This is a genomic window from Rhizobium sp. CF122, from assembly GCF_000282035.1.
In the GTDB taxonomy this organism is placed as follows: Bacteria; Pseudomonadota; Alphaproteobacteria; order Rhizobiales; family Rhizobiaceae; genus Rhizobium.
In genome coordinates this window covers 82,949-101,028 of record NZ_AKKA01000071.1, presented here as the reverse complement: position 1 = coordinate 101,028, position 18,080 = coordinate 82,949, and the positions used below count along the sequence as shown (strand labels likewise).

20 protein-coding genes are annotated in these 18,080 nt (G+C 60.1%); 13 read left to right on the top strand and 7 right to left on the bottom strand.

All coding sequences use genetic code 11. The annotated features are described in order from the left end of the window. Positions 1 to 127 precede the first annotated feature (127 nt). Positions 128 to 1,129 carry an NADP-dependent oxidoreductase gene (locus tag PMI09_RS14270; protein WP_007795038.1) on the bottom strand — a complete coding sequence of 334 codons (1,002 nt, stop codon included), beginning with the start codon at positions 1,127 to 1,129 and terminating at the stop codon, positions 128 to 130. A 57-nt stretch (positions 1,130 to 1,186) separates the two neighbouring features. Further along, positions 1,187 to 2,002 carry an oxidoreductase gene (locus PMI09_RS14265; RefSeq protein WP_007795035.1) on the bottom strand — a complete coding sequence of 272 codons (816 nt, stop codon included), beginning with the start codon at positions 2,000 to 2,002 and terminating at the stop codon, positions 1,187 to 1,189. A gap of 89 nt (positions 2,003 to 2,091) precedes the next feature. On the opposite strand from PMI09_RS14265, the gene PMI09_RS14260 reads away from it, so the two are divergent. After that, positions 2,092 to 2,523: a winged helix-turn-helix transcriptional regulator gene (locus PMI09_RS14260; protein WP_007795032.1), complete on the top strand. Its 432-nt coding sequence runs from the start codon at positions 2,092 to 2,094 to the stop codon at positions 2,521 to 2,523. Positions 2,524 to 2,660: 137 nt separating this feature from the next. Here the strand turns inward: PMI09_RS14260 and PMI09_RS14255 are convergent, their stop codons facing one another. Further along, positions 2,661 to 3,548 (bottom strand): helix-turn-helix domain-containing protein, encoded by an 888-nt coding sequence (locus tag PMI09_RS14255; RefSeq protein ID WP_007795028.1) that lies wholly within the window; start codon positions 3,546 to 3,548, stop codon positions 2,661 to 2,663. Between the two features lie 114 nt (positions 3,549 to 3,662). Between PMI09_RS14255 and pobA the strand changes: the two genes are divergently transcribed. Further along, positions 3,663 to 4,835, top strand: a complete 1,173-nt coding sequence (pobA, locus tag PMI09_RS14250) for a 4-hydroxybenzoate 3-monooxygenase (protein WP_007795026.1) — start codon at positions 3,663 to 3,665, stop codon at positions 4,833 to 4,835. 76 nt (positions 4,836 to 4,911) lie between these two features. Here the strand turns inward: pobA and PMI09_RS14245 are convergent, their stop codons facing one another. Together PMI09_RS14245 and pcaQ are read right to left on the bottom strand one after the other, a co-directional pair. Next, a complete protein-coding gene (locus tag PMI09_RS14245; RefSeq protein ID WP_007795024.1) occupies positions 4,912 to 5,340 on the bottom strand; it encodes a lipocalin-like domain-containing protein in 429 nt (142 codons plus the stop codon). Between the two features lie 68 nt (positions 5,341 to 5,408). Beyond that, on the bottom strand, positions 5,409 to 6,335 hold the full coding sequence (gene pcaQ, locus PMI09_RS14240; RefSeq protein WP_007795019.1) for a pca operon transcription factor PcaQ: 927 nt from the start codon (positions 6,333 to 6,335) through the stop codon (positions 5,409 to 5,411). Positions 6,336 to 6,486: 151 nt separating this feature from the next. Here pcaQ and pcaD point away from each other — a divergent pair, with 151 nt between their 5' ends. The 11 genes from pcaD to PMI09_RS14185 all read left to right on the top strand — a co-directional run bounded on the left by pcaD (position 6,487) and on the right by PMI09_RS14185 (position 16,112). Then, complete coding sequence (pcaD, locus tag PMI09_RS14235) at positions 6,487 to 7,296, top strand: 3-oxoadipate enol-lactonase (RefSeq protein ID WP_007795017.1); 810 nt, start codon at positions 6,487 to 6,489, stop codon at positions 7,294 to 7,296. After that, positions 7,293 to 7,697, top strand: a complete 405-nt coding sequence (gene pcaC, locus PMI09_RS14230) for a 4-carboxymuconolactone decarboxylase (protein ID WP_007795013.1) — start codon at positions 7,293 to 7,295, stop codon at positions 7,695 to 7,697. The genes pcaD and pcaC overlap by 4 nt, the downstream gene beginning before the upstream one ends. Positions 7,698 to 7,707: 10 nt before the next feature. Beyond that, positions 7,708 to 8,457 carry a protocatechuate 3,4-dioxygenase subunit beta gene (pcaH, locus tag PMI09_RS14225; RefSeq protein ID WP_007795009.1) on the top strand — a complete coding sequence of 250 codons (750 nt, stop codon included), beginning with the start codon at positions 7,708 to 7,710 and terminating at the stop codon, positions 8,455 to 8,457. Beyond that, positions 8,457 to 9,071 (top strand): protocatechuate 3,4-dioxygenase subunit alpha, encoded by a 615-nt coding sequence (gene pcaG / locus PMI09_RS14220; protein WP_007795006.1) that lies wholly within the window; start codon positions 8,457 to 8,459, stop codon positions 9,069 to 9,071. Before pcaH ends, pcaG begins: the two co-directional genes overlap by 1 nt. A gap of 73 nt (positions 9,072 to 9,144) precedes the next feature. Then, positions 9,145 to 10,197: a 3-carboxy-cis,cis-muconate cycloisomerase gene (locus PMI09_RS14215; RefSeq protein ID WP_037083106.1), complete on the top strand. Its 1,053-nt coding sequence runs from the start codon at positions 9,145 to 9,147 to the stop codon at positions 10,195 to 10,197. Between the two features lie 125 nt (positions 10,198 to 10,322). Then, entirely contained in the window at positions 10,323 to 11,495 is a 1,173-nt protein-coding gene (locus PMI09_RS14210; protein WP_007794999.1) for an ABC transporter substrate-binding protein, read from the top strand. 100 nt (positions 11,496 to 11,595) lie between these two features. Next, positions 11,596 to 12,459, top strand: coding sequence for a branched-chain amino acid ABC transporter permease (locus PMI09_RS14205; RefSeq protein ID WP_007794997.1), 864 nt, complete (start codon positions 11,596 to 11,598; stop codon positions 12,457 to 12,459). A gap of 1 nt (position 12,460) precedes the next feature. Continuing rightward, entirely contained in the window at positions 12,461 to 13,471 is a 1,011-nt protein-coding gene (locus PMI09_RS14200) for a branched-chain amino acid ABC transporter permease (protein WP_007794994.1), read from the top strand. Beyond that, a complete protein-coding gene (locus PMI09_RS14195; RefSeq protein ID WP_007794992.1) occupies positions 13,468 to 14,232 on the top strand; it encodes an ABC transporter ATP-binding protein in 765 nt (254 codons plus the stop codon). The genes PMI09_RS14200 and PMI09_RS14195 overlap by 4 nt, the downstream gene beginning before the upstream one ends. Continuing rightward, a complete protein-coding gene (locus PMI09_RS14190) occupies positions 14,213 to 14,929 on the top strand; it encodes an ABC transporter ATP-binding protein (RefSeq protein ID WP_007794989.1) in 717 nt (238 codons plus the stop codon). The genes PMI09_RS14195 and PMI09_RS14190 overlap by 20 nt, the downstream gene beginning before the upstream one ends. Before the next feature lie 349 nt (positions 14,930 to 15,278). Further along, positions 15,279 to 16,112, top strand: coding sequence for an MBL fold metallo-hydrolase (locus PMI09_RS14185; protein WP_007794985.1), 834 nt, complete (start codon positions 15,279 to 15,281; stop codon positions 16,110 to 16,112). Here the strand turns inward: PMI09_RS14185 and PMI09_RS14180 are convergent. Then, entirely contained in the window at positions 16,105 to 16,854 is a 750-nt protein-coding gene (locus PMI09_RS14180; RefSeq protein WP_007794983.1) for a polysaccharide deacetylase family protein, read from the bottom strand. The two genes, PMI09_RS14185 and PMI09_RS14180, sit on opposite strands and share 8 nt — an antisense overlap. Then, positions 16,851 to 17,939, bottom strand: coding sequence for a glycosyltransferase family 4 protein (locus PMI09_RS14175; RefSeq protein WP_007794980.1), 1,089 nt, complete (start codon positions 17,937 to 17,939; stop codon positions 16,851 to 16,853). The genes PMI09_RS14180 and PMI09_RS14175 overlap by 4 nt, the downstream gene beginning before the upstream one ends. Between the last annotated feature and the right edge of the window lie 141 nt (positions 17,940 to 18,080).

Below are 18,080 nucleotides of genomic sequence, written 5' to 3'. Positions count from 1 at the left end.
GGCGCTATGCATGCGCTTGAGAAGAAGATGTGTTCGCAGCGGTCACATCGGGTGTGAATACGACAACTGTCCTTGAGTTTTGCGAACATGTCTTCGATTTTGCGGTGTCTGTGCCAATCAGCCGGCGTCACTTCACCGCGACAACGACCTTCCCCTTCGCACGACCCGTTTCGACATAATCCAGCGCCTCATTGGTCCTCTCGAACGGGAAGACCTGATCAATCACCGGGCGTATGTTACCCGCCTCGATCAGGGAGGTGATCTTTCCAAGCTGTCCGCCGTTCGCTGTCATGAAGAGAAACGAGTAGTTGATCCCCTGGCGTTTCGATTTTCTCCTGATGCCGAGACTTAGCAGACGCATGACCTGTTGCAGGAGCCAGCCAGAGCCGTTCTGCCTGGCAAAGTCCGGATCGGGCGGACCGGAAATCGAGATCAGCTTCCCGCCGGGTTTCAAAACTGCAAGGGATTTGTCCAGCGTCTCCTTCCCTAGGCTGTTCAGCACGACGTCATAGCCTTGCAGCACTTTTTCGAAATTATCCTTCTTGTAGTCGACCACGACGTCTGCGCCGAGACTTTTCACAAGAGCGACATTTGCCGTGCTCGTGGTCGTGGCCACATATGCGCCGAGATGCTTGGCAAGCTGGATCGCGATCGTGCCCACGCCGCCCGAGCCGGCATGGATCAGAACCTTCTGCCCCTTGCGCAAGTTGGCTCGCTCCACAAGCACCTGCCACGCCGTCAGCGCGACAAGCGGAATGGATGCTGCCTCTTCCATGGTCAGATTGGCGGGCTTCATTGCTACATCGGCCTGGTCCATGGCGATATACTCTGCAAATGTGCCGATCCGATCCTGGGCCGGACGGGCATAGACCTCGTCACCGGGCTTGAATCGCCGGACATTGGCCCCCACTCGGACCACAACGCCCGCGACATCGTTACCGAGTACCAGCGGAAGGCGGTAGGGCAGGATCAGTTTGAACTCTCCGTCCCGGATCTTGCCGTCCAGGAGGTTCACGCCAGCGGCATGAATCTCGACTATGACGTCGTTGTCACGCAACTGCGGTTCAGGACTTTGGCCGAGCTGTAGGGCGCCGCCTTTCCTATAGCGATCGATCAGGAATGCTTTCATCATACGAACTTTCGTTTCTGTGTGAGCCGGCAGCGCCGGTAGTGCAGCGATGAACGCTCAATCGGGAAGCCTGTTGAATTTGCGAAGGCTCTTGTCAACGAAGGACTCGGGCAGAAAGCGGCGGATGAAGCGGACCTGTCCTGCCGCTTTTCCGGCAGTGTAACGTCTCTTGGGCGATGCCGCGTTGGCTGCCCGGACGATGGCTTTGGCGACCACCTCGGCTGCATCGCCCTTCGCGACGATTTCGCGCATCAGCCTCTGCGCGCTGGCGCGCGCCGCATCGTAGACGGCAAGTGGTCGGTCCGGTCGCGCTATGTTCTCTTCGAAGGCGGTGCGGGTGACACCGGGTTCGACGAGCACGACGCGGATGCCCTGCGTTCGCACTTCGTGGTCGAGAGATTCCGAATAGCCTTCGATGGCGTGCTTGGTCGATGCGTAGAGCGCGTTATAGGGAGCCGGGATCAGCCCGAGTATGGAGCTAAGGTTGATGATCCGGCCTCGGCGCTGCCGTCTCATCACCGGCAGGACCGTATTCGTCATTCGCATGGTGCCGAAGACGTTGACGTCGAATACCGCTTTCGCCTGCGCCGTCGTCGATTCCTCGGCGCCGCCGAGCAAGCCGATCCCGGCATTGTTGACGAGCAGATCGATCCGCCCTTCCCGGCTTAGAACCTCGTCGACGACGGTCTGCACGGATTGGTCGTCGATGACATCGCAGATCAGCATCGCGATCCCATCGAGCGTATCGGCCATCGGCTTTCGGCTGGTGCCGAAGACACGATAGCCATCGCGCCGCAGGGCTTGCGCGGTCACCAGTCCAATGCCCGAGGAAGCGCCCGTGACCAGGGCAATGCCGCGTTCTCTTTTACTCATCGGCTTCCGCTTTCATTTTGTCATGGAACATCGATGACCAATCAGTTACTATCAAATCAGTATCAAGTCACTACTAAAAAGATATCGACATGAAGAATCTTTCGGACCAACCCTGCCTGATCGCCCGCAGTCTGGCGCTTGTGGGAGACGCATGGAGCATGCTGATCATGCGCGACGCCCATGCGGGGCTGACCCGCTTCGATGATTTCCGCAAGAGCCTCGGTATCGCGCCGACGATGCTGACGGGGCGGCTTTCAGCCCTCACCGAGGAGGGGCTGCTGGAGAAACGCCGCTATTCAGACCGTCCGCCCCGGGACGAATATGTGCTGACGCAAGCAGGTCGCGACTTTCTGCCGGTTCTGTTTGCGATCGGCGCCTGGGGACGCAAGCATCGCGGCGGGGGCAAGGTGACGCGCTTCTTCGACGCCGAGACCGGAACGGAGATCGATCCTGTCACCATCGACCGCGCGACCGGCGCGCCGGTCGGAACCCGTCCTATTCGTATTGCCGCACCCCAATGAGCCGCTTCACGGCAGATAAAGCAACGCCTGACAACTCCTATCGACCTTCACCTCCAGCGCAGTTTTGCCGGGGAATAGTCCGTGCGCCGAGCGATGCCTAAGGCAGGTTGCTTGCAAATGCTGATGTCAGATAGCAGCTAGACGCCAAGCTTGGCTCGCTCCGCCATGCGCCATGACCTGGGCGTCTGGCCGGCCTGCTTGAGGAAGAAGCGCGAGAAATAGGCGGGATCCGAGAAACCAAGGCGATAGGCGATCTCCTGGACGCTGCCAAAGGTGAAGACCAACTCGCGCTTTGCCTCATCGAGAAGCTTGCGGGCAATCAATTCATGCGCGCCGTAGCCGGTCGTGGCGCGCACGATCCGGTTGAGGTGGGTCGGCGAGATGCCGAGCGCCCTGGCATAGAAGGCGGCCGGCTCATGCGACTTGAAATGCCGCTGTATCAGGCCGTGAAGCAGTTCCATGCGTCGCTCATTCTCATCGGCGGCCGCCTGATCTTCTTGCCCTTCAGAAGAGAGGCGCGCTGTCAGTAGCAAGGCCGACGTCAGATAGGACTCCAGCAGATCATTGCGTCCGGCCCGCCGTTGCGAAAACTCGCGCCCGAGCCGCTGCAGGCAAGCCGCGACGTAGCGTGCGTCCTCATCTTCCATGTCGAGTTTCGTCAGATGCGGAGAAGCCATCCACTCGCCGAGCCTGCTGCGGTCGCCGGGTATCGCCTTCAGATGCGAACTCAGCACCGTAATGACGAAGCCGTCGATGTTCTTGGAAAAGCGAAAGCCGTGATCGACGCCGGGAGGAACAGTGATCACCGACTGTGGTTCGATCGCGCGCCGGACGCCTGAGAACATGACCTCCCCGGAACCGCTATCTATGTGCAATATCTGAAAGAAACTGTCATGGCGATGGGGCCGGATCTCCCAATGATGCAGGCTGCTACGCGATGGAATTGTTTCGCAATGCAGCCAAAAATCTGGCTTTCGACCGGTGTTCTCGCCGTATAGCTCGTATGTCGGAACAATCCTGGCCATTTCCGCCTCCGCCCGCCGCGTGTTCGATTAGTGCAATTTCGTGATGGAATTGTCCATTGCTGATCGCGTCGCGCCTCGTCACAATTTGACAAAAGACAAGTGCGGGAGGACGCCATGCGCACCAAGGTAGCCATCATCGGCTCCGGCCCATCAGGGCTTTTGCTCGGCCAATTGCTGACGGAGGCCGGCATCGACAACATCATCCTGGATCGGGTCGGGAAGGACTACATCCTTGGCCGCGTGCGCGCTGGAGTGCTCGAGGAAGGCACCGTCGGTCTCATCGACGAGGCAAAGTCAGGCACGCGCCTGCATGCCGAAGGTCTCCCGCATGATGGTTTCTCCCTTGCCTTCGACGGGCGCGATCACCGCATCGACCTTTTTGGCCTGACTGGCGGCAAGCGCGTCATGGTCTACGGGCAAACGGAAATCACCCGAGACTTGATGGAGCGGCGCGAGATCAGCGGCGCCCAGACGATCTACGAAGCGGCCAATGTTCAGCCGCACGGCTTCGATGGAACGGCCCCCCACGTGAGCTACGAAAAGGATGGCGTCGCCCATCGGATAGACTGCGATTTCATTGCCGGCTGCGACGGTTTTCACGGCGTCAGCCGCAAGGCGGTGCCGGAAAAATCGCTGCGCACATTCGAAAAGGTTTACCCCTTCGGTTGGCTTGGAATTCTGGCAGAAGTCGCTCCTGTCAATCATGAACTGATCTATGCCAACCACCCGCGGGGATTTGCGCTGTGTTCCATGCGTTCTGAGCATCGCAGCCGCTATTACATCCAGTGTCCGCTTGACGAAAAGATCGACGCCTGGAGCGACGACCGCTTCTGGGACGAGCTGCGCCGACGTCTGCCTGCACACCATGCCGAGGCACTTGTTACCGCGCCTTCCTTCGAGAAGTCGATCGCGCCGCTGCGCTCCTTCGTTGCCGAACCGATGCGCTTTGGCCGCATGTTCCTGGTCGGCGATGCAGCCCATATCGTCCCGCCGACCGGTGCCAAAGGCCTCAATCTTGCCGCGAGCGACGTGCATTATCTGTTTTCGGGCCTCATAGAGCACTACCAGGATCGCTCGAACGCGGGCATTGACGCCTATTCGCAAAGGGCGCTCGCGCGAGTTTGGAAGGCGGTTCGTTTCTCCTGGTGGATGACCACGATGATGCACCGGTTTCCTGATACCGGTGACTTCGACCAAAAGATTCAGGAAGCTGAACTCGACTATCTCACGCATTCAAATGCGGCCTCGACGGCGCTTGCGGAAAACTACGTCGGTCTTCCCTACTAGCTCCCCTTCCGCCATCCACGGAAGGGTGCATGGAGAGCGGCGGTGGTCAATGCGTCCCACCGCTGCTCGCCCGCTCTCAGATCTTTCGGAACTCGAGTTCGTATACGACTTCCTCGCCAGTCGTGGGATCCACACCCGGCGCGCCGCTGATCATCAGCCTGCTGCCGTCGATGGAGAATGGCCTAATCAGGTCGGTGACACCCCAGGCCGGATTCCAGCTGGCATCGACATGGTGGATAACGCGGCCGTTATCGAACGTGTAGGTGCCGGCATAGGCGAGCATGCTATCGAAGAGAGCAACCTTTTCGGAATCTGTCGGCATCTTACCGTTAGAGACGGGCCGCTCACTGCTGACGACCAATGCCATCATTCTGCCGTCCGGTTGATACGATAAGAAACCGACCGGGTCCGGTCCCATCGCGTCGGAAACGGTGCCGGACGCAACCGTCCTTCGTTTCCAAGACACCATTCGCCATGTTCCATGTAACGCGGCTGCACTTCCCATAGTGTGGCTCCCACGCGCAGTTGCACGAGCTGGACGATACCACGCAGGCCGTATCGGGAACAGGGTCGCTAGGTCTTCGCGGCGATCTCGGTTGCCGCTTCCCGCAATGTCTGCATCAGGATAGAGAGCGGCAGCGAGGGGATGGCGTCGGTGCGCATTGTCAATCCGACCGGGCCTTTCGTTTCGCTCGTGTCGATCGGCAAGACTTCCAGCAAGCCGTCGGCGATGTCGGTCGCCACGACGCCTGTCGAGATGATCCAGATGGCGTTGCTCGAGCGCACGAAGGCGCGGCCGAAGGAATCCGAAACCGTCTCGATCTGGTTCGGTAGACTGGCCACGCCGTTGGCAATCAAAAAGCTTTCCACGAACGGGCGAATGATCGAGGCACGTGTGGGCATCAGCACTGTGTATTCGCTGAGGTTCGCGAATAGGGACTGGCGCGACTTAAGGAGCGGATGGCCGGCACGAACGGCAAAGACGACCTGCTCCGAATAGAGATGCTCGAAGGAGAAGCCGGCCATCTTTTCGGCTCCGGCAAGACGCCCGACGACGAGATCAAGGTCCCCCACACGCAACTGCTCCAGAAGCACTGCATTCTCGCCTGTGATGATCTTGATGCGGCTCCAGGTGTTCTCCTTCAAGAAGAGCTCCATCGCCCGCGGCATGATCCGCGTCGACACCGTTGGCAGCGCGCCGATGCGGATCGGCGGTGCCTCGCCGAAACGCTCTTGCGAGACCGAATCAAGCCCCTGGCGCAGTGCCGTCAGCGCTGCCCCCGCGTGCCGGAGAAAGACGTCGCCATAGCGGGTGATCTTGATGCCGCGTCCATCGCGCTCGAAGACGGCCACACCAAGCACCTCTTCCAACTCGCGGATCGTCTTCGTCACCGCGGGCTGGCTGACATTGAGCAGCTCGGCAGCCTTCATCACGCTTTTCTGACGAGCGACCTCGACAAACGTCTGCAGATGACGAAACTTGACGCGATTGTCGATCATGGTTTTCATAACTCCGGAGTTATCGAAATGCCACGAAATATCATTTTACCTAACCAAATTAAACATCCAATTTGAACCAGGGTCTGTGCAGGATCTTTTCATCAAGTCGACTGCGGCTTGCATGGGGATTGGCGCGGAGAGGAGATTTGCCATGCAGTTTGCTCGTATCAACGACATCGCGATCCACTATCAGCTGATCGGCGGCCCCGCCGACAAGCCGGTCATTGTCTTTGCCAATTCGCTTGGCACCGATTTCCGCATCTGGCGTGACGTGATTGTGCGACTGGCCGGGGACTATGCGATCGTTGTTTACGACAAGCGCGGCCACGGGCTTTCCGATGTCGGTCAGGTTCCTTATTCGATCGAAGACCATGCCTCCGATCTTGCCGGTTTGCTCGATCTTTTGGCGGTCAAGCAGGCCTTCATCTGCGGTCTTTCGGTGGGCGGGTTGATTGCTCAGGCGCTCTACAAGGCGCGTCCCGACATGGTGCAGGGGCTGATCCTTTGCGATACCGCGCACAAGATTGGTACTGCCGAAAGCTGGAATACGCGGATCGCAACCGTTGCCAGCAAGGGCATCGGCAGTATTGTCGATGGTGTCATGAAACTGTGGTTCACGCCGGCCTTCCGGCGGCCCGAGAATACGGCCTATCACGGCTACAGCAACATGCTCGTGCGCCAGCCGGTGGAAGGCTATCTCGCCACCTGCGAGGCGATCCGTGACGCCGACTACACGGAGGCTGCCGCCAAGATCGGCGTTGCGACGATCTGCATCGTTGGGGATCAGGACGGCTCGACACCGCCCGACCTTGTGAAGCAGACCGCCAAGCTCATTCCCAACGCCCGCTTCGAGATCATTCGCGACGCCGGCCATATCCCTTGCGTGGAGCAGCCGGAAGCGCTGACGGCAATCATCCGCGCGTTCATCGATTTCGCATTGCATGGAGACAAGAACCCATGAGTGAACTCCACCAGCCATCGGAGCGCTTTCAGCAAGGGATGGCGACGCGCCGTGCTGTGCTGGGCGATGCCCATGTCGATCGCGCCGAAGCGAGTTCGACGCCTTTCGACAAGCCGTTCCAGGACCTAATCACGGAAGCCGCCTGGGGCCACGTCTGGTCGCGCCCGACGCTGACGCGCCGTGAGCGATCGATCGTCACCATCGCGCTTCTTGCCGCGCTCGGCCAGGATGACGAGGTGGCCATGCACGTGCGCGCCACCGCCAACACCGGCGCCTCACGAGATGACATCTGCGAGGCGCTGCTGCACGTGGCGATTTATGCTGGTGTTCCCGCGGCCAATCACGCCATCAAGATCGCCAAGCACGTTTTCGAACAGATGGACGCCGGCAAGGCGACCTGAAAGGTACAGTATGTCTGACCTCACCAACCGCAAGCCTGAAACCGGCGCTTTCTTCGCCCGTGATCGCGCGTGGCACGCGCCCGCCCTCACCCCGGGCTACAAGACCTCTGTTTTGCGTTCGCCGCAGCGCGCACTGCTCTCGCTCGACGGGACGATCTCGGAGATCACAGGCCCGGTCTTCGGCCATTCTGTCATCGGCGAGCTCGACAATGATTTGATCCACAACTTCGCCAAGCCAGGCGAGAGTGCCATCGGCGAACGCATCATCGTTCATGGCCGCGTGCTCGATGAACGTGGCCGGGCGGTGCCGGGTGCTCTTGTCGAGTTCTGGCAGGCCAACGCCGGCGGGCGCTATCGACACAAGAAGGAAACCTATCTCGCCGCCATCGATCCGAATTTCGGCGGTTGCGGACGCTGCATCACCGACGAGTACGGTCAGTATTCTTTCCGTACGGTTCGCCCAGGGGCCTATCCCTGGCCGAACGGCGTCAACGACTGGCGGCCGGCCCATATCCACTTTTCGATCTTCGGCCACGGGTTTGCCCAGCGTCTGATTACGCAAATGTATTTCCAGGGTGATCCAATGATCTGGAAGTGTCCGATTGTCGGCACGATCCCGGACAAGCGCGCCATTGAGCAGCTGATTGCACCGCTCGACTGGGGCAATACAATTCCGATGGATGCGCGCGCCTACAAGTTCGATATCGTGCTGCGCGGCCGCCGCTCGACTATGTTCGAGAACCGCCTGGAGGGGAATTGATGGTACAGGAACCAGGCTACCTCAAGGAAACACCGTCGCAGACGGCTGGCCCGTACGTTCATATCGGCCTAACGCCGAACTTCTGCGACATCGGTGGCGTTTATGAAGACGACCTTGGCTCGATGATGGTCAACGACAAGACTCTCGGAGAGCGTATCACCGTGACCGGCCGCGTTCTTGACGGAGCTGGTGCGCTGGTCCGCGATGCCGTCATCGAAATCTGGCAGGCCGACAGCGCCGGCCTCTATAACAGCCCGTCTGAAATGCGTGGCACGGCAGATCCGAACTTCACCGGTTGGGGTCGCTGCGCGACGCGCGCCGAAGACGGCGTATTTGCCTTCGACACCGTCAAGCCAGGTCGCGTTCCTTTCAAGGACGGACGCAAGATGGCGCCGCACATCACCTTCTGGATCGTCGCTCGTGGAATCAACATCGGCCTGCACACGCGCATGTATTTTCCCGAGGAGACCGAGGCCAACAAGGCCGACCCGCTGCTGTTGCGCATCGAGCACCGCGAGCGCGTCGACACGCTGATTGCCGTTCGCGAGGGCTCGACCTACACCTTCGACATTCGACTTCAAGGAGACAGGGAGACCGTGTTCCTGGATATCTGAGCGCAGGGCTGCGGGGACCTTGCAACGCGACGATTTCCGGGCGCAGTTATCGGTTCCCGCAAGAAAGATACTGATGACGATCTCAGCTTACGATCACCCCTTTCTTTCCGGCCTGCTTGGCGACGACGAGACGGCTTCGTATTTCTCCGCGCAGGCGGATATTCGCGCGATGCTCGGCTTTGAAGCAGCGCTCGCGAAGGCCGAGGCCGTTCATGGTCTGATTTCGCACGAGGCCGCACGCCATATCGGCACAGTTTGCGCGACGTTTGAGCCGGACGTTTTGCATCTGAGAGCGGCCACTGCCCGCGATGGGGTTGTGGTTGCTGATCTCGTCAAACAGCTTCGCAAGGCAGTCGGAAGTCCGTATTCCGATTGCGTTCACCTCGGCGCCACGAGCCAGGATGTCATCGACACCAGTCTGATGGTTCGGCTCAAGGCAATCGCGTTCCTGTTTTCAAGTCGGCTCTCGCAGCTTGCCACGGCGTTCGACAATCTCGACGCGCAGTTTGGAAAGAATGTCCTGATGGGGCGCACACGCATGCAGGCAGCGATTGCGATCACCGTGTCGGATCGTCTTCGTGCATGGAGCGCGCCGCTCGGCGGCTATCGCGACCGGCTGACCCAACAGCGGTTCCCCGTGCAGTTTGGCGGGGCGGCCGGCACGCTCGACAAGCTTCAGGATCACGCACCGGCCATACGCGCTGCTCTTGCTCAGGAACTCGGCCTTTCCGACACGCCGCAATGGCAAAGCCAACGCGGGATAATCGCTGATTTCGCCAATCTGCTCTCACTCATCAGTGGCAGCCTCGGCAAATTTGGCCAGGATATCGCGCTTCTGGCGCAGGCCGGCGATGAGATCGAGCTTGCGGGTGGCGGCGGTTCGTCCGCAATGGCGCACAAGCAAAATCCGGTCGCCGCTGAAGCGTTGGTTGCTCTTGCGCGCTTCAATGCGACCCAGCTTTCCGGTTGCCATCAGTCGCTGGTGCATGAACAGGAGCGATCGGGCGCGGCCTGGATGCTCGAATGGCTTATTCTGCCGCAAATGGTTATGGCTACAGCCGCTTCGCTTCGTCTGGCGCTTGAACTGGCCGGTCATATCAAGCGAATTGGGCAGCGAAACTCATAACCCTGGAAGTATGAATTCCGGCTTTTATTTCATTTTACATTACCGTTTGGGATGAGACACTATCGCCAAGATTTAGCTCCGAGCTAATCCGGCGTGGGAGTGCGCCATCGTCAATGGGAGGATTTATGAAACGGTTTGTCCTGGCCGCGGTTGCGGCAATCGTCATGAGCACAGCGGCCTACGCCGACAGCGTCAAGGTGGGTGTCGTTGGGCCGTTCTCGGGTCCATTTGCCCTACAGGGCAAGAACTTTAAGGCCGGTATTGACGCCTACATGGCGATCAACGGCAACAAGGTCGGCGACAATACTGTGGAAGTGATTTACCGCGATCTTCCGGCCGCCGATCCGGCGCAGTCCAAGGCACTGGCACAGGAACTGGTCGTCAAGGAAAAGGTCCAGTACCTGGCCGGCTTTTATTTCACGCCTGATGCGATGGCCGTGACACCGATCCTGAAGCAGGCGAATACGCCGCTCGTGATCATGAATGCTGCCACATCGGCGATCGTCACCAAGAGCCCACTGGTGGTCCGCGCCTCGTTCACGACATGGCAGACCTCGACCCCGATCGCCAAGGTCGCCCATGACGCCGGCGTCAGCAAGGTCATCTCAGTCGTCAGCGACTACGGTCCGGGTGTCGACGCCGAGAATGCCTTCAAGGCAGCCTTCGAAAAGGAAGGCGGCCAGGTCGTCGAGGCGATCCGCATGCCGCTGTCGACAAACGATTTCAGCCCGATCATGCAGCGCATCAAGGATTCCGGCGCGCAGGGCGTCTTTGCCTTTCTGCCGTCCGGTCCGACGACGCTCGGCTTCGTCAAGGCCTACAACGAGAACGGTCTCAAGGCCGCCGGCATCAAGTTCTTCGCGCCGGGAGACCTAACGCAGGAATCCGACCTTCCAGCACTTGGTGATGCTGCTCTCGGCATTCAGACGACCTTCCATTATGCGGTCTCGCATGACTCTCCTGAAAACAAGGCGTTTGTCGAAGCCGCAGCCAAGGCGATCGGCAACAAGGCGGAGCTGTCCTTCCCGGCCGTCGGCGCCTATGACGGCATGCATGTCATCTACAAGATGATCGAGGCGACCGGCGGCAAGCAGGACGCGGCCAAGGCTGTCGAGGCCGTCAAGGGGCTGACGTGGGTCAGCCCGCGTGGTCCGGTCTCGATCGATCCGGAAAGCCGCCACATCACACAGAACATCTACCTGCGCGAAGTCACCAAGGCCGATGATGGGACCTATTACAACAAGGAAGTCCAGACGTTCGAAAAACAGGGTGATCCTGGCCTTGCGGCTGCGAAGTAACGGCTTCTGATATCTGCAGTGGACCGGAAAATGCTGGCAGCGCCGAGTGCGCTGCAAGCACCGCAACACCGGCCCGCTCCAACAGCATCGGGACAACCTCATGCAAACAGTCTTCAGCATAGCCGTCGATGCGCTTGCCTATGGCATGGTGCTGTTCGTCATCTCGATCGGTCTGTCGGTGACAATGGGATTGATGCGCGTCGTCAATCTTGCGCACGGCGCTTTTGCCATGATCGGCGGCTACATCGCCTCCTATGCGGCGCACGATCTCGGGCTCGGTTACGGCGTTGCGGTGATCGCTGCTGTCGTTGGTACGGTGATCATAGCAATTCCTGTCGAACGCTTTCTCTATAGGCGGATCTATGGGGCGCCGGAACTGACGCAGGTGTTGATGACCATCGGCATCACCTTCTGCATCATCGGTATTGCCAATTACGTCTTCGGTCCAACGCTGAAGACGATCCCGCTACCATCAGGACTTCAGGGCTCGGCTGATCTTGGCTTCCGAACCATCCCAGTCCATCGCCTGTTTGCGATCCTGTGCGGTCTCGCTGTCGCCGTCGGGCTTTGGTACGCGATCGAAAGAACAAGCTTCGGGGTGAAGCTGCGCGCCTCCGTCGACAATGCCGCCATGGCCGCAGCGCTCGGGGTACGCACCGAAGTCATCTATGCGTTGAGCTTTGCGGTCGCCGTCGGGCTTGCCGCCTTCGGCGGCGTTGTCGGCGCCGAACTGCTGCCCGTCGAACCCTACTATGCGCTCAGATACATGGTGACCTTCCTCGTGGTGGTTTCGGTCGGCGGCGCGGGATCCATCCCTGGGGCCCTGCTGGCCTGTCTCCTGCTTGGCGGCATCGACACCACCGGACGCTACCTGATGCCGGAGTTCGGCGAATTCTTCTTCTACCTCGCGGTCATCGCCATCATCTGCATCTTCCCGCGTGGCCTTGCGGGAAGGACGAAATAGAATGGCTATCGTCATGAATACCGAAGCAGCAATTTCCATGCCCGCCCGCCCGCGTCGCTCGATGGGGCGTGATGTGGCGGGCGTCGTCGCCATCGTCGTCGTTGCCGCGATCGGCTACCTGTTGTTTCCGGACAATCTTGCGCTGCTCACGCGTATCGTCGCGGCCGCGTTGCTTGTCTTGTCGCTTGATCTCGTCACCGGTTACTGCGGGGTTGCGACACTTGGCCATGCGGCCCTGTTTGGATCAGGTGCCTATGCGGCCGGCATCGTCTCGGCTCACTACGGCATCAACGATCCGCTTTTGATGACGCTTGCAGGCATCGTCGGCGGGGCAGTAGCCGGATTTGTCAGCGGCTCTGTCATCCTGCGTGGCCACGGCCTGCCACAGCTCGTGCTGTCGATCGCGCTTATCAATCTCTTCCACGAGTTCGCCAACAAGGCGTCCAGTTGGACCGGCGGTAGCGATGGCCTGTCGGGCATCTCTGCCGATCCGATCTTCGGCTACTTCGAGTTCGATCTCTATGGCCATACCGCCTATGTCTTTGCGATCGTCCTGTTGCTCATCGTCTTTGTGCTCCTGCGCCTGCTCGTGCGCTCGCCCTTCGGCATGCTGTGTCGCGGCATCAAGGAGGATCCGGTCCGCGTGCGCGCGATGGGCGCCTCGCCAAAAGCCGCCCTGATGAAGATGTACGTGATTTCGGGAGCAGTCGCCGGCGTCGGTGGGGCACTCAACGCCATCACCACGCAGGTCGTCGGCCTCGACAGCCTTTCCTTCACGCTGTCAGCGGAGTCGCTTGTGATGCTCGTCCTCGGCGGCACGGGCTCGCTGTTTGGCGCGCTGTCTGGAACTGTAATCTTCATGCTGTTTGAGGATTATGTCTCGGCGGCAAATCCGTTCCACTGGCTGACGATGGTCGGCGCACTGTTGATCGCCGTTGTCCTGTTTGCCCCGAAGGGGCTCTATGGTTCCGCCGCAGCCTTCCTGAACCGGAAGAAGGAGGCGGGACAATGAGCGCGGTCTTCGAAGTCCTCAACCTGAAGAAATCCTTCGGTGGCCTTGCGGTGACAAACGACGTGTCGCTGTCGATGGCACCGGGCGATCGCGTGGCGCTGATTGGACCGAACGGAGCGGGCAAAACGACATTCGTCAATCTTGTGACGGGCAACCTTCAGCCCGATTCCGGCGATGTCCGGCTTGCCGGCGAGACCGTCACCAAGATCGGGGCCAATGGCCGCGTCAAGCGCGGCCTGGTGCGCTCCTTCCAGGTTACCCGGCTCTTCCTCGAGATGACGCCGGCCGAGCATGTGGCCCTTGCCATCCTCCAGCGTCAGGGACGCACGGGCCGCATGTTCGGAAATTTCCTTGCGATGCCCGATGTGATGGACGAGGCATGCGACCTGCTCACAACGCTCGGCATCGTTCATCTCATGCATCGCAAGGTCAACGAGATTGCCTACGGCCAGCAACGTCTCCTGGAGATCGCCGTCGCCATGGCGCTGCGGCCGAAGGTGCTGCTGCTTGACGAGCCGGCGGCCGGTGTCCCCCAGAGCGATACCGGCCGCATCGAGCAGGCGCTTGCCGACCTGCCCACCGATCTCGCCGTCTTGATGATCGAGCACGATATGGACCTCGTCTTCCGCTTCGCCAAGCGCGTCGTCGTTCTCGCTGCCGGCGCGATCATCTTCGACGGATCGCCTGCCGATGTCACCAAGGATGCCCGCGTTCGCCAGGCCTATCTCGGGAGCTATGCCAATGCCAGCCACGCCGCTTGAGGTCGAAAACCTGTCCGCCGGCTACGGACCGACACGCGTTCTCGAAGGCGTTTCCTTCTCCGTTCCTGCCGGCGCGCGCCTCGCCGTTCTCGGTCGCAACGGCATGGGCAAGACCACGCTACTTGCGACGCTGGCCGGACAGACCAAACGCTATGATGGTAGGATACGCATCGGCGCAGCCGATGTAACGGCGATGCCAAGTGCTGCCCGTGCTCACAAGGGATTGGGTTATGTGCCGCAGGCACGCTGCATCTTTCCGACCTTGACGGTCGAGGAGAACCTTTTCGTTGGCCTGAAAGGCCGTGCAAAGAGCGCGCTTGAGGAAGCTTACGGGATGTTTCCGCGCTTGAAGGAGCGACGCCGCAACCTCGGCAACCAGCTTTCCGGCGGCGAACAGCAGATGCTGTCCACGGCGCGCACAATCCTCGGCCGCCCGTCGGTGCTTCTCCTTGACGAGCCACTCGAGGGGTTGGCGCCCGTCATTTGCGAGGAACTGATGGCGGCTTTCGCCGAGCTCGCCAAGACCGGCGACATGACCATTCTTCTTGTCGAGCAACGTATCCAGAGCGCCTTGGATTTTGCCGACCACGTGATCGTGCTCGAGCGCGGGCGTCTTGCCTGGGCCGGTGCGCCCAAGGAACTGTCTGACGATCACGACACTGTAGAGCGTCTGCTGGGTGTTGGAGGGCTTCATTAAGTCCGGGCGATGCAATCGTCGCGTTGCCCCCCAATGTCCCAGCGCCTCATACTCTTGGCGAAGGAGCCGACAATTGTATTTGGAGGGCCGAGCAACCATCTAATACAAAGAAATGCGGACCGTGTCGCTTCTGTCCTGCCCAAGCGTTATGGTCCGTTTACCGAAAACAAACCATAGACAGTTGCTTTCCGAAGCAAAAATCGATTGCTTAGGAAAATCTACCAGTTGAACTGATAGCCGGTAGAAACGATACCAACGATACGGGGTCGCCCATGGAATTCCACGCTTCGCTTGCTAATCATGATATGATTACGATAGCGTTGTGGGGTTGGCCCAATTTGAAGACGCGATGAGTAAAGATCTGTTTCAGGTAAAGTTTTGGGGCGTTCGCGGCAGCATCCCGGTCTCGGGCCCCGAATTCGATCGCTATGGCGGCAACACCTCGTGCATCGAAATTCGCTGCGGTGAACACCGGATGATCTTCGACGCCGGATCGGGCGTACGCGAAGCTGGCCTTGCTATGCTGAATGAGGACGTCCGGGACGTCGACCTGTTTTTCAGCCATTGTCACTACGACCACATCATCGGCCTGCCGTTCTTCAAGGCGATCTATTATCCCACCATCGATCTGACGATCTGGTCCGGCCATCTCGACGGAAAGATGAGCACCCGCGAGATGATCGAGCAGTTCATCAGCCCCCCATGGTTTCCTGTCAAAACCGACATCTGCCAGGCGACTATGAGCTTTCGCGACTTTCATGCGGGTCAGACGCTGGAGCCGCGGCCCGGTATCAAGATCAAGACCTTCATGCTGAACCATCCCGGCGGCGCGATCGGCTACCGTATCGAATGGAAGAGACGCTCGGTGGCCCTGATCTACGACATCGAGCATATCCCCGGCCTCTACGATCCGGTTGCGCTCGAAATGATGAAAGACGTCGATCTCGCCGTCTACGACTGCACCTATAACGAAGACGAGATGCAGCGCTTCAAAGGCTTCGGCCACTCCACTTGGCAGCATGGCGTCGAACTCGCCAAGATGGCCGGAACCAAGCAGTTTGCCCTGTTCCACCATGCCCCGTCGCGCACGGATACGCAGCTGGAGCAGATGGAACAGGAGGCACAGGCTTCGTTCCCAGGGGCTTTCGCCGCCAGGGACAATCAGGTCCTCGAACTCAGCTAAGCAGATCGCGCGCCGACATCCAGATGGCGCCGGGATGATGTTCGGTTTCCCGGAAGAGACGGGCCAGGAATTCCCATTCCGACGCCCCATGCACCAGATGGTGGGTGAGTAGGCCGATCGGCTCATCGTCGCTAGCAAAGCGAGCCTGTAATTCCACCACCAATTCTCCAACCAGATCCGCATGCGGACGGTTGCCGCGCTGTCCGCGGGTATTGACGACATCGACATGGGTATTCAGCAGGCGGATCGGGTTGCCGGCCTTGGCTCTGCCGAATACGGACAGCCCATCGAAGTCCTGCGCGCCAAGCTGCGGGACCAGCTCTTCGCTTATCCTGTTCCAAGGCGGCACCAGCATGGGCAAAAGCCTTGGACCGTAAAGATCTTGGAGCGTGACTAGGCCATCGCGCAATTCCCCAAGCACGGTATGCGCCGGTCGGTGGCGGCCGAGCTCCTGTTTCTTTTCGTCCGGCCCGGCATGGTTTGCATGCGACCAGCCGTGGACGGCAACAAGAACGTGATCTTCCCGGGAGAGGCGCGTTGCCAACGCTTCGCCAGTCGACGCCGGAATAACCGCAATCGTGAGTGGGACGGAAGACTGACGGGTTATCCTGAGCAGGCTCTCGAGTGCATCGGTCGGCTCGATTGCGTCGTCGTCGCGCAACCAAAGTCGTGCCTGTCGACCTGCCGACCGCCAGCGGTCCAGTTCCTGCCGGAGGGGCGTCCAGGTTTGATCGTCGGTCATGCTTTTCGTCTCACATAAGTCTGCAGAATGGCATCGAGCGCCTTCGCTGCAACCTGGAGCGAACGTTCCTTCAGAACGAAGTGACGCGCGCTTGCGCCCATTGTCGAGCGCTTGACGGGATCGTCAAGCAAAGCCGCGATTGCCGCTGCGAAGGCCGGCACATCGCCTGCGGGCGTCAGATGGCCGGTGACGCCGTCGATGAGCACCTCGGGAACGCCCGCAGTCCGCTGGGCGACCACCGGTAGTCCCGCCGCCTGGGCCTCCAGATAGGCAAGCCCGTAGGCCTCTCCGCAACCCGGCCATACGTAGATGCCGGAGCGGCCGAGCTCATCAGCGATTTCGCCGGCGCTGAGCTCTCCGAGCCATTCGATGCGATCCGATTCGAAGGCGCCAAACAACTGCCGCACGTCGGCCCGCATCGGCCCATCGCCGGCGATTGCCAGCGTCCAGGGGCGATCCCCGAGGTGCTGCAGCGCCGCCGCGAGCATCGTGTAGCTCTGCATCTTGTCGCCGCTGCGCATCATTGCGACGGCGATGAGGCGTTCCGGCTTCACCTGAGGCGGGGCGGTCGCCAAAAGCGTTGTATCGATGAAAGGCTTCAGGGCGGCGAATGAACCCGTCGGTAGGGCTTGTACCAACCCGGCCCGGTCGCGCTCGGTGAACATGATGTTGACGGCTGCCGCGCGGGCGCCGTCCACGACCAGTCTTTGTTGCTCGCCCCATTCCGTCGCATCTCTTTTCGCCGAATAGGACGCCTCGGCTGTGACGTATGGGATGGCGAATTCCCGGCAGAGTGCCGGCCCGAAGACATCGGGCGATTTGTAGTAGGGATGATAGCAGAACCAGAGGTCGGGGCGCGGCTTGCTTGTCCAGTCGTCCCGCAGGCGCTTCAATTCCGCCTCTGCGGCGGACCGCTGCCCGGTCGCCTCCTGCGGTGTCGCTGCAAAGCTGCGGAACTCCGAGACGATTTCGACCGAATGTCCGGCATACTCCAGAGCGCGTATGAGCAGGCGCGCCATCAGGCGGTCGCCGGATGGAACGGGGTGGTTCGGGGATTTCAACGGTGCGTAGTACGCAATCCGCATTTCCGCACCTCCATCGACACACACTGTTTACAATCGTTGTATGGGCCTGCCACCAGAAATTCCGCTATTGTCGGCTTGCATAAGTTTTGTTGATAAACATGAAAGGCGATCGCAATCGCAGTGGCGGCAATTCCACCTCAA

Excerpts from the sequence above, each read along its gene's own strand:
- PMI09_RS14270 (WP_007795038.1), bottom strand. The coding sequence starts at position 1,129 with ATGAAAGCATTCCTGATCGATCGCTATAGGAAAGGCGGCGCCCTACAG.
- PMI09_RS14265 (WP_007795035.1), bottom strand. The coding sequence starts at position 2,002 with ATGAGTAAAAGAGAACGCGGCATTGCCCTGGTCACGGGCGCTTCCTCG.
- PMI09_RS14260 (WP_007795032.1), top strand. The coding sequence starts at position 2,092 with ATGAAGAATCTTTCGGACCAACCCTGCCTGATCGCCCGCAGTCTGGCG.
- PMI09_RS14255 (WP_007795028.1), bottom strand. The coding sequence starts at position 3,548 with ATGGCCAGGATTGTTCCGACATACGAGCTATACGGCGAGAACACCGGT.
- pobA (WP_007795026.1), top strand. The coding sequence starts at position 3,663 with ATGCGCACCAAGGTAGCCATCATCGGCTCCGGCCCATCAGGGCTTTTG.
- PMI09_RS14245 (WP_007795024.1), bottom strand. The coding sequence starts at position 5,340 with ATGGGAAGTGCAGCCGCGTTACATGGAACATGGCGAATGGTGTCTTGG.
- pcaQ (WP_007795019.1), bottom strand. The coding sequence starts at position 6,335 with ATGATCGACAATCGCGTCAAGTTTCGTCATCTGCAGACGTTTGTCGAG.
- pcaD (WP_007795017.1), top strand. The coding sequence starts at position 6,487 with ATGCAGTTTGCTCGTATCAACGACATCGCGATCCACTATCAGCTGATC.
- pcaC (WP_007795013.1), top strand. The coding sequence starts at position 7,293 with ATGAGTGAACTCCACCAGCCATCGGAGCGCTTTCAGCAAGGGATGGCG.
- pcaH (WP_007795009.1), top strand. The coding sequence starts at position 7,708 with ATGTCTGACCTCACCAACCGCAAGCCTGAAACCGGCGCTTTCTTCGCC.
- pcaG (WP_007795006.1), top strand. The coding sequence starts at position 8,457 with ATGGTACAGGAACCAGGCTACCTCAAGGAAACACCGTCGCAGACGGCT.
- PMI09_RS14215 (WP_037083106.1), top strand. The coding sequence starts at position 9,145 with ATGACGATCTCAGCTTACGATCACCCCTTTCTTTCCGGCCTGCTTGGC.
- PMI09_RS14210 (WP_007794999.1), top strand. The coding sequence starts at position 10,323 with ATGAAACGGTTTGTCCTGGCCGCGGTTGCGGCAATCGTCATGAGCACA.
- PMI09_RS14205 (WP_007794997.1), top strand. The coding sequence starts at position 11,596 with ATGCAAACAGTCTTCAGCATAGCCGTCGATGCGCTTGCCTATGGCATG.
- PMI09_RS14200 (WP_007794994.1), top strand. The coding sequence starts at position 12,461 with ATGGCTATCGTCATGAATACCGAAGCAGCAATTTCCATGCCCGCCCGC.
- PMI09_RS14195 (WP_007794992.1), top strand. The coding sequence starts at position 13,468 with ATGAGCGCGGTCTTCGAAGTCCTCAACCTGAAGAAATCCTTCGGTGGC.
- PMI09_RS14190 (WP_007794989.1), top strand. The coding sequence starts at position 14,213 with ATGCCAGCCACGCCGCTTGAGGTCGAAAACCTGTCCGCCGGCTACGGA.
- PMI09_RS14185 (WP_007794985.1), top strand. The coding sequence starts at position 15,279 with ATGAGTAAAGATCTGTTTCAGGTAAAGTTTTGGGGCGTTCGCGGCAGC.
- PMI09_RS14180 (WP_007794983.1), bottom strand. The coding sequence starts at position 16,854 with ATGACCGACGATCAAACCTGGACGCCCCTCCGGCAGGAACTGGACCGC.
- PMI09_RS14175 (WP_007794980.1), bottom strand. The coding sequence starts at position 17,939 with ATGCGGATTGCGTACTACGCACCGTTGAAATCCCCGAACCACCCCGTT.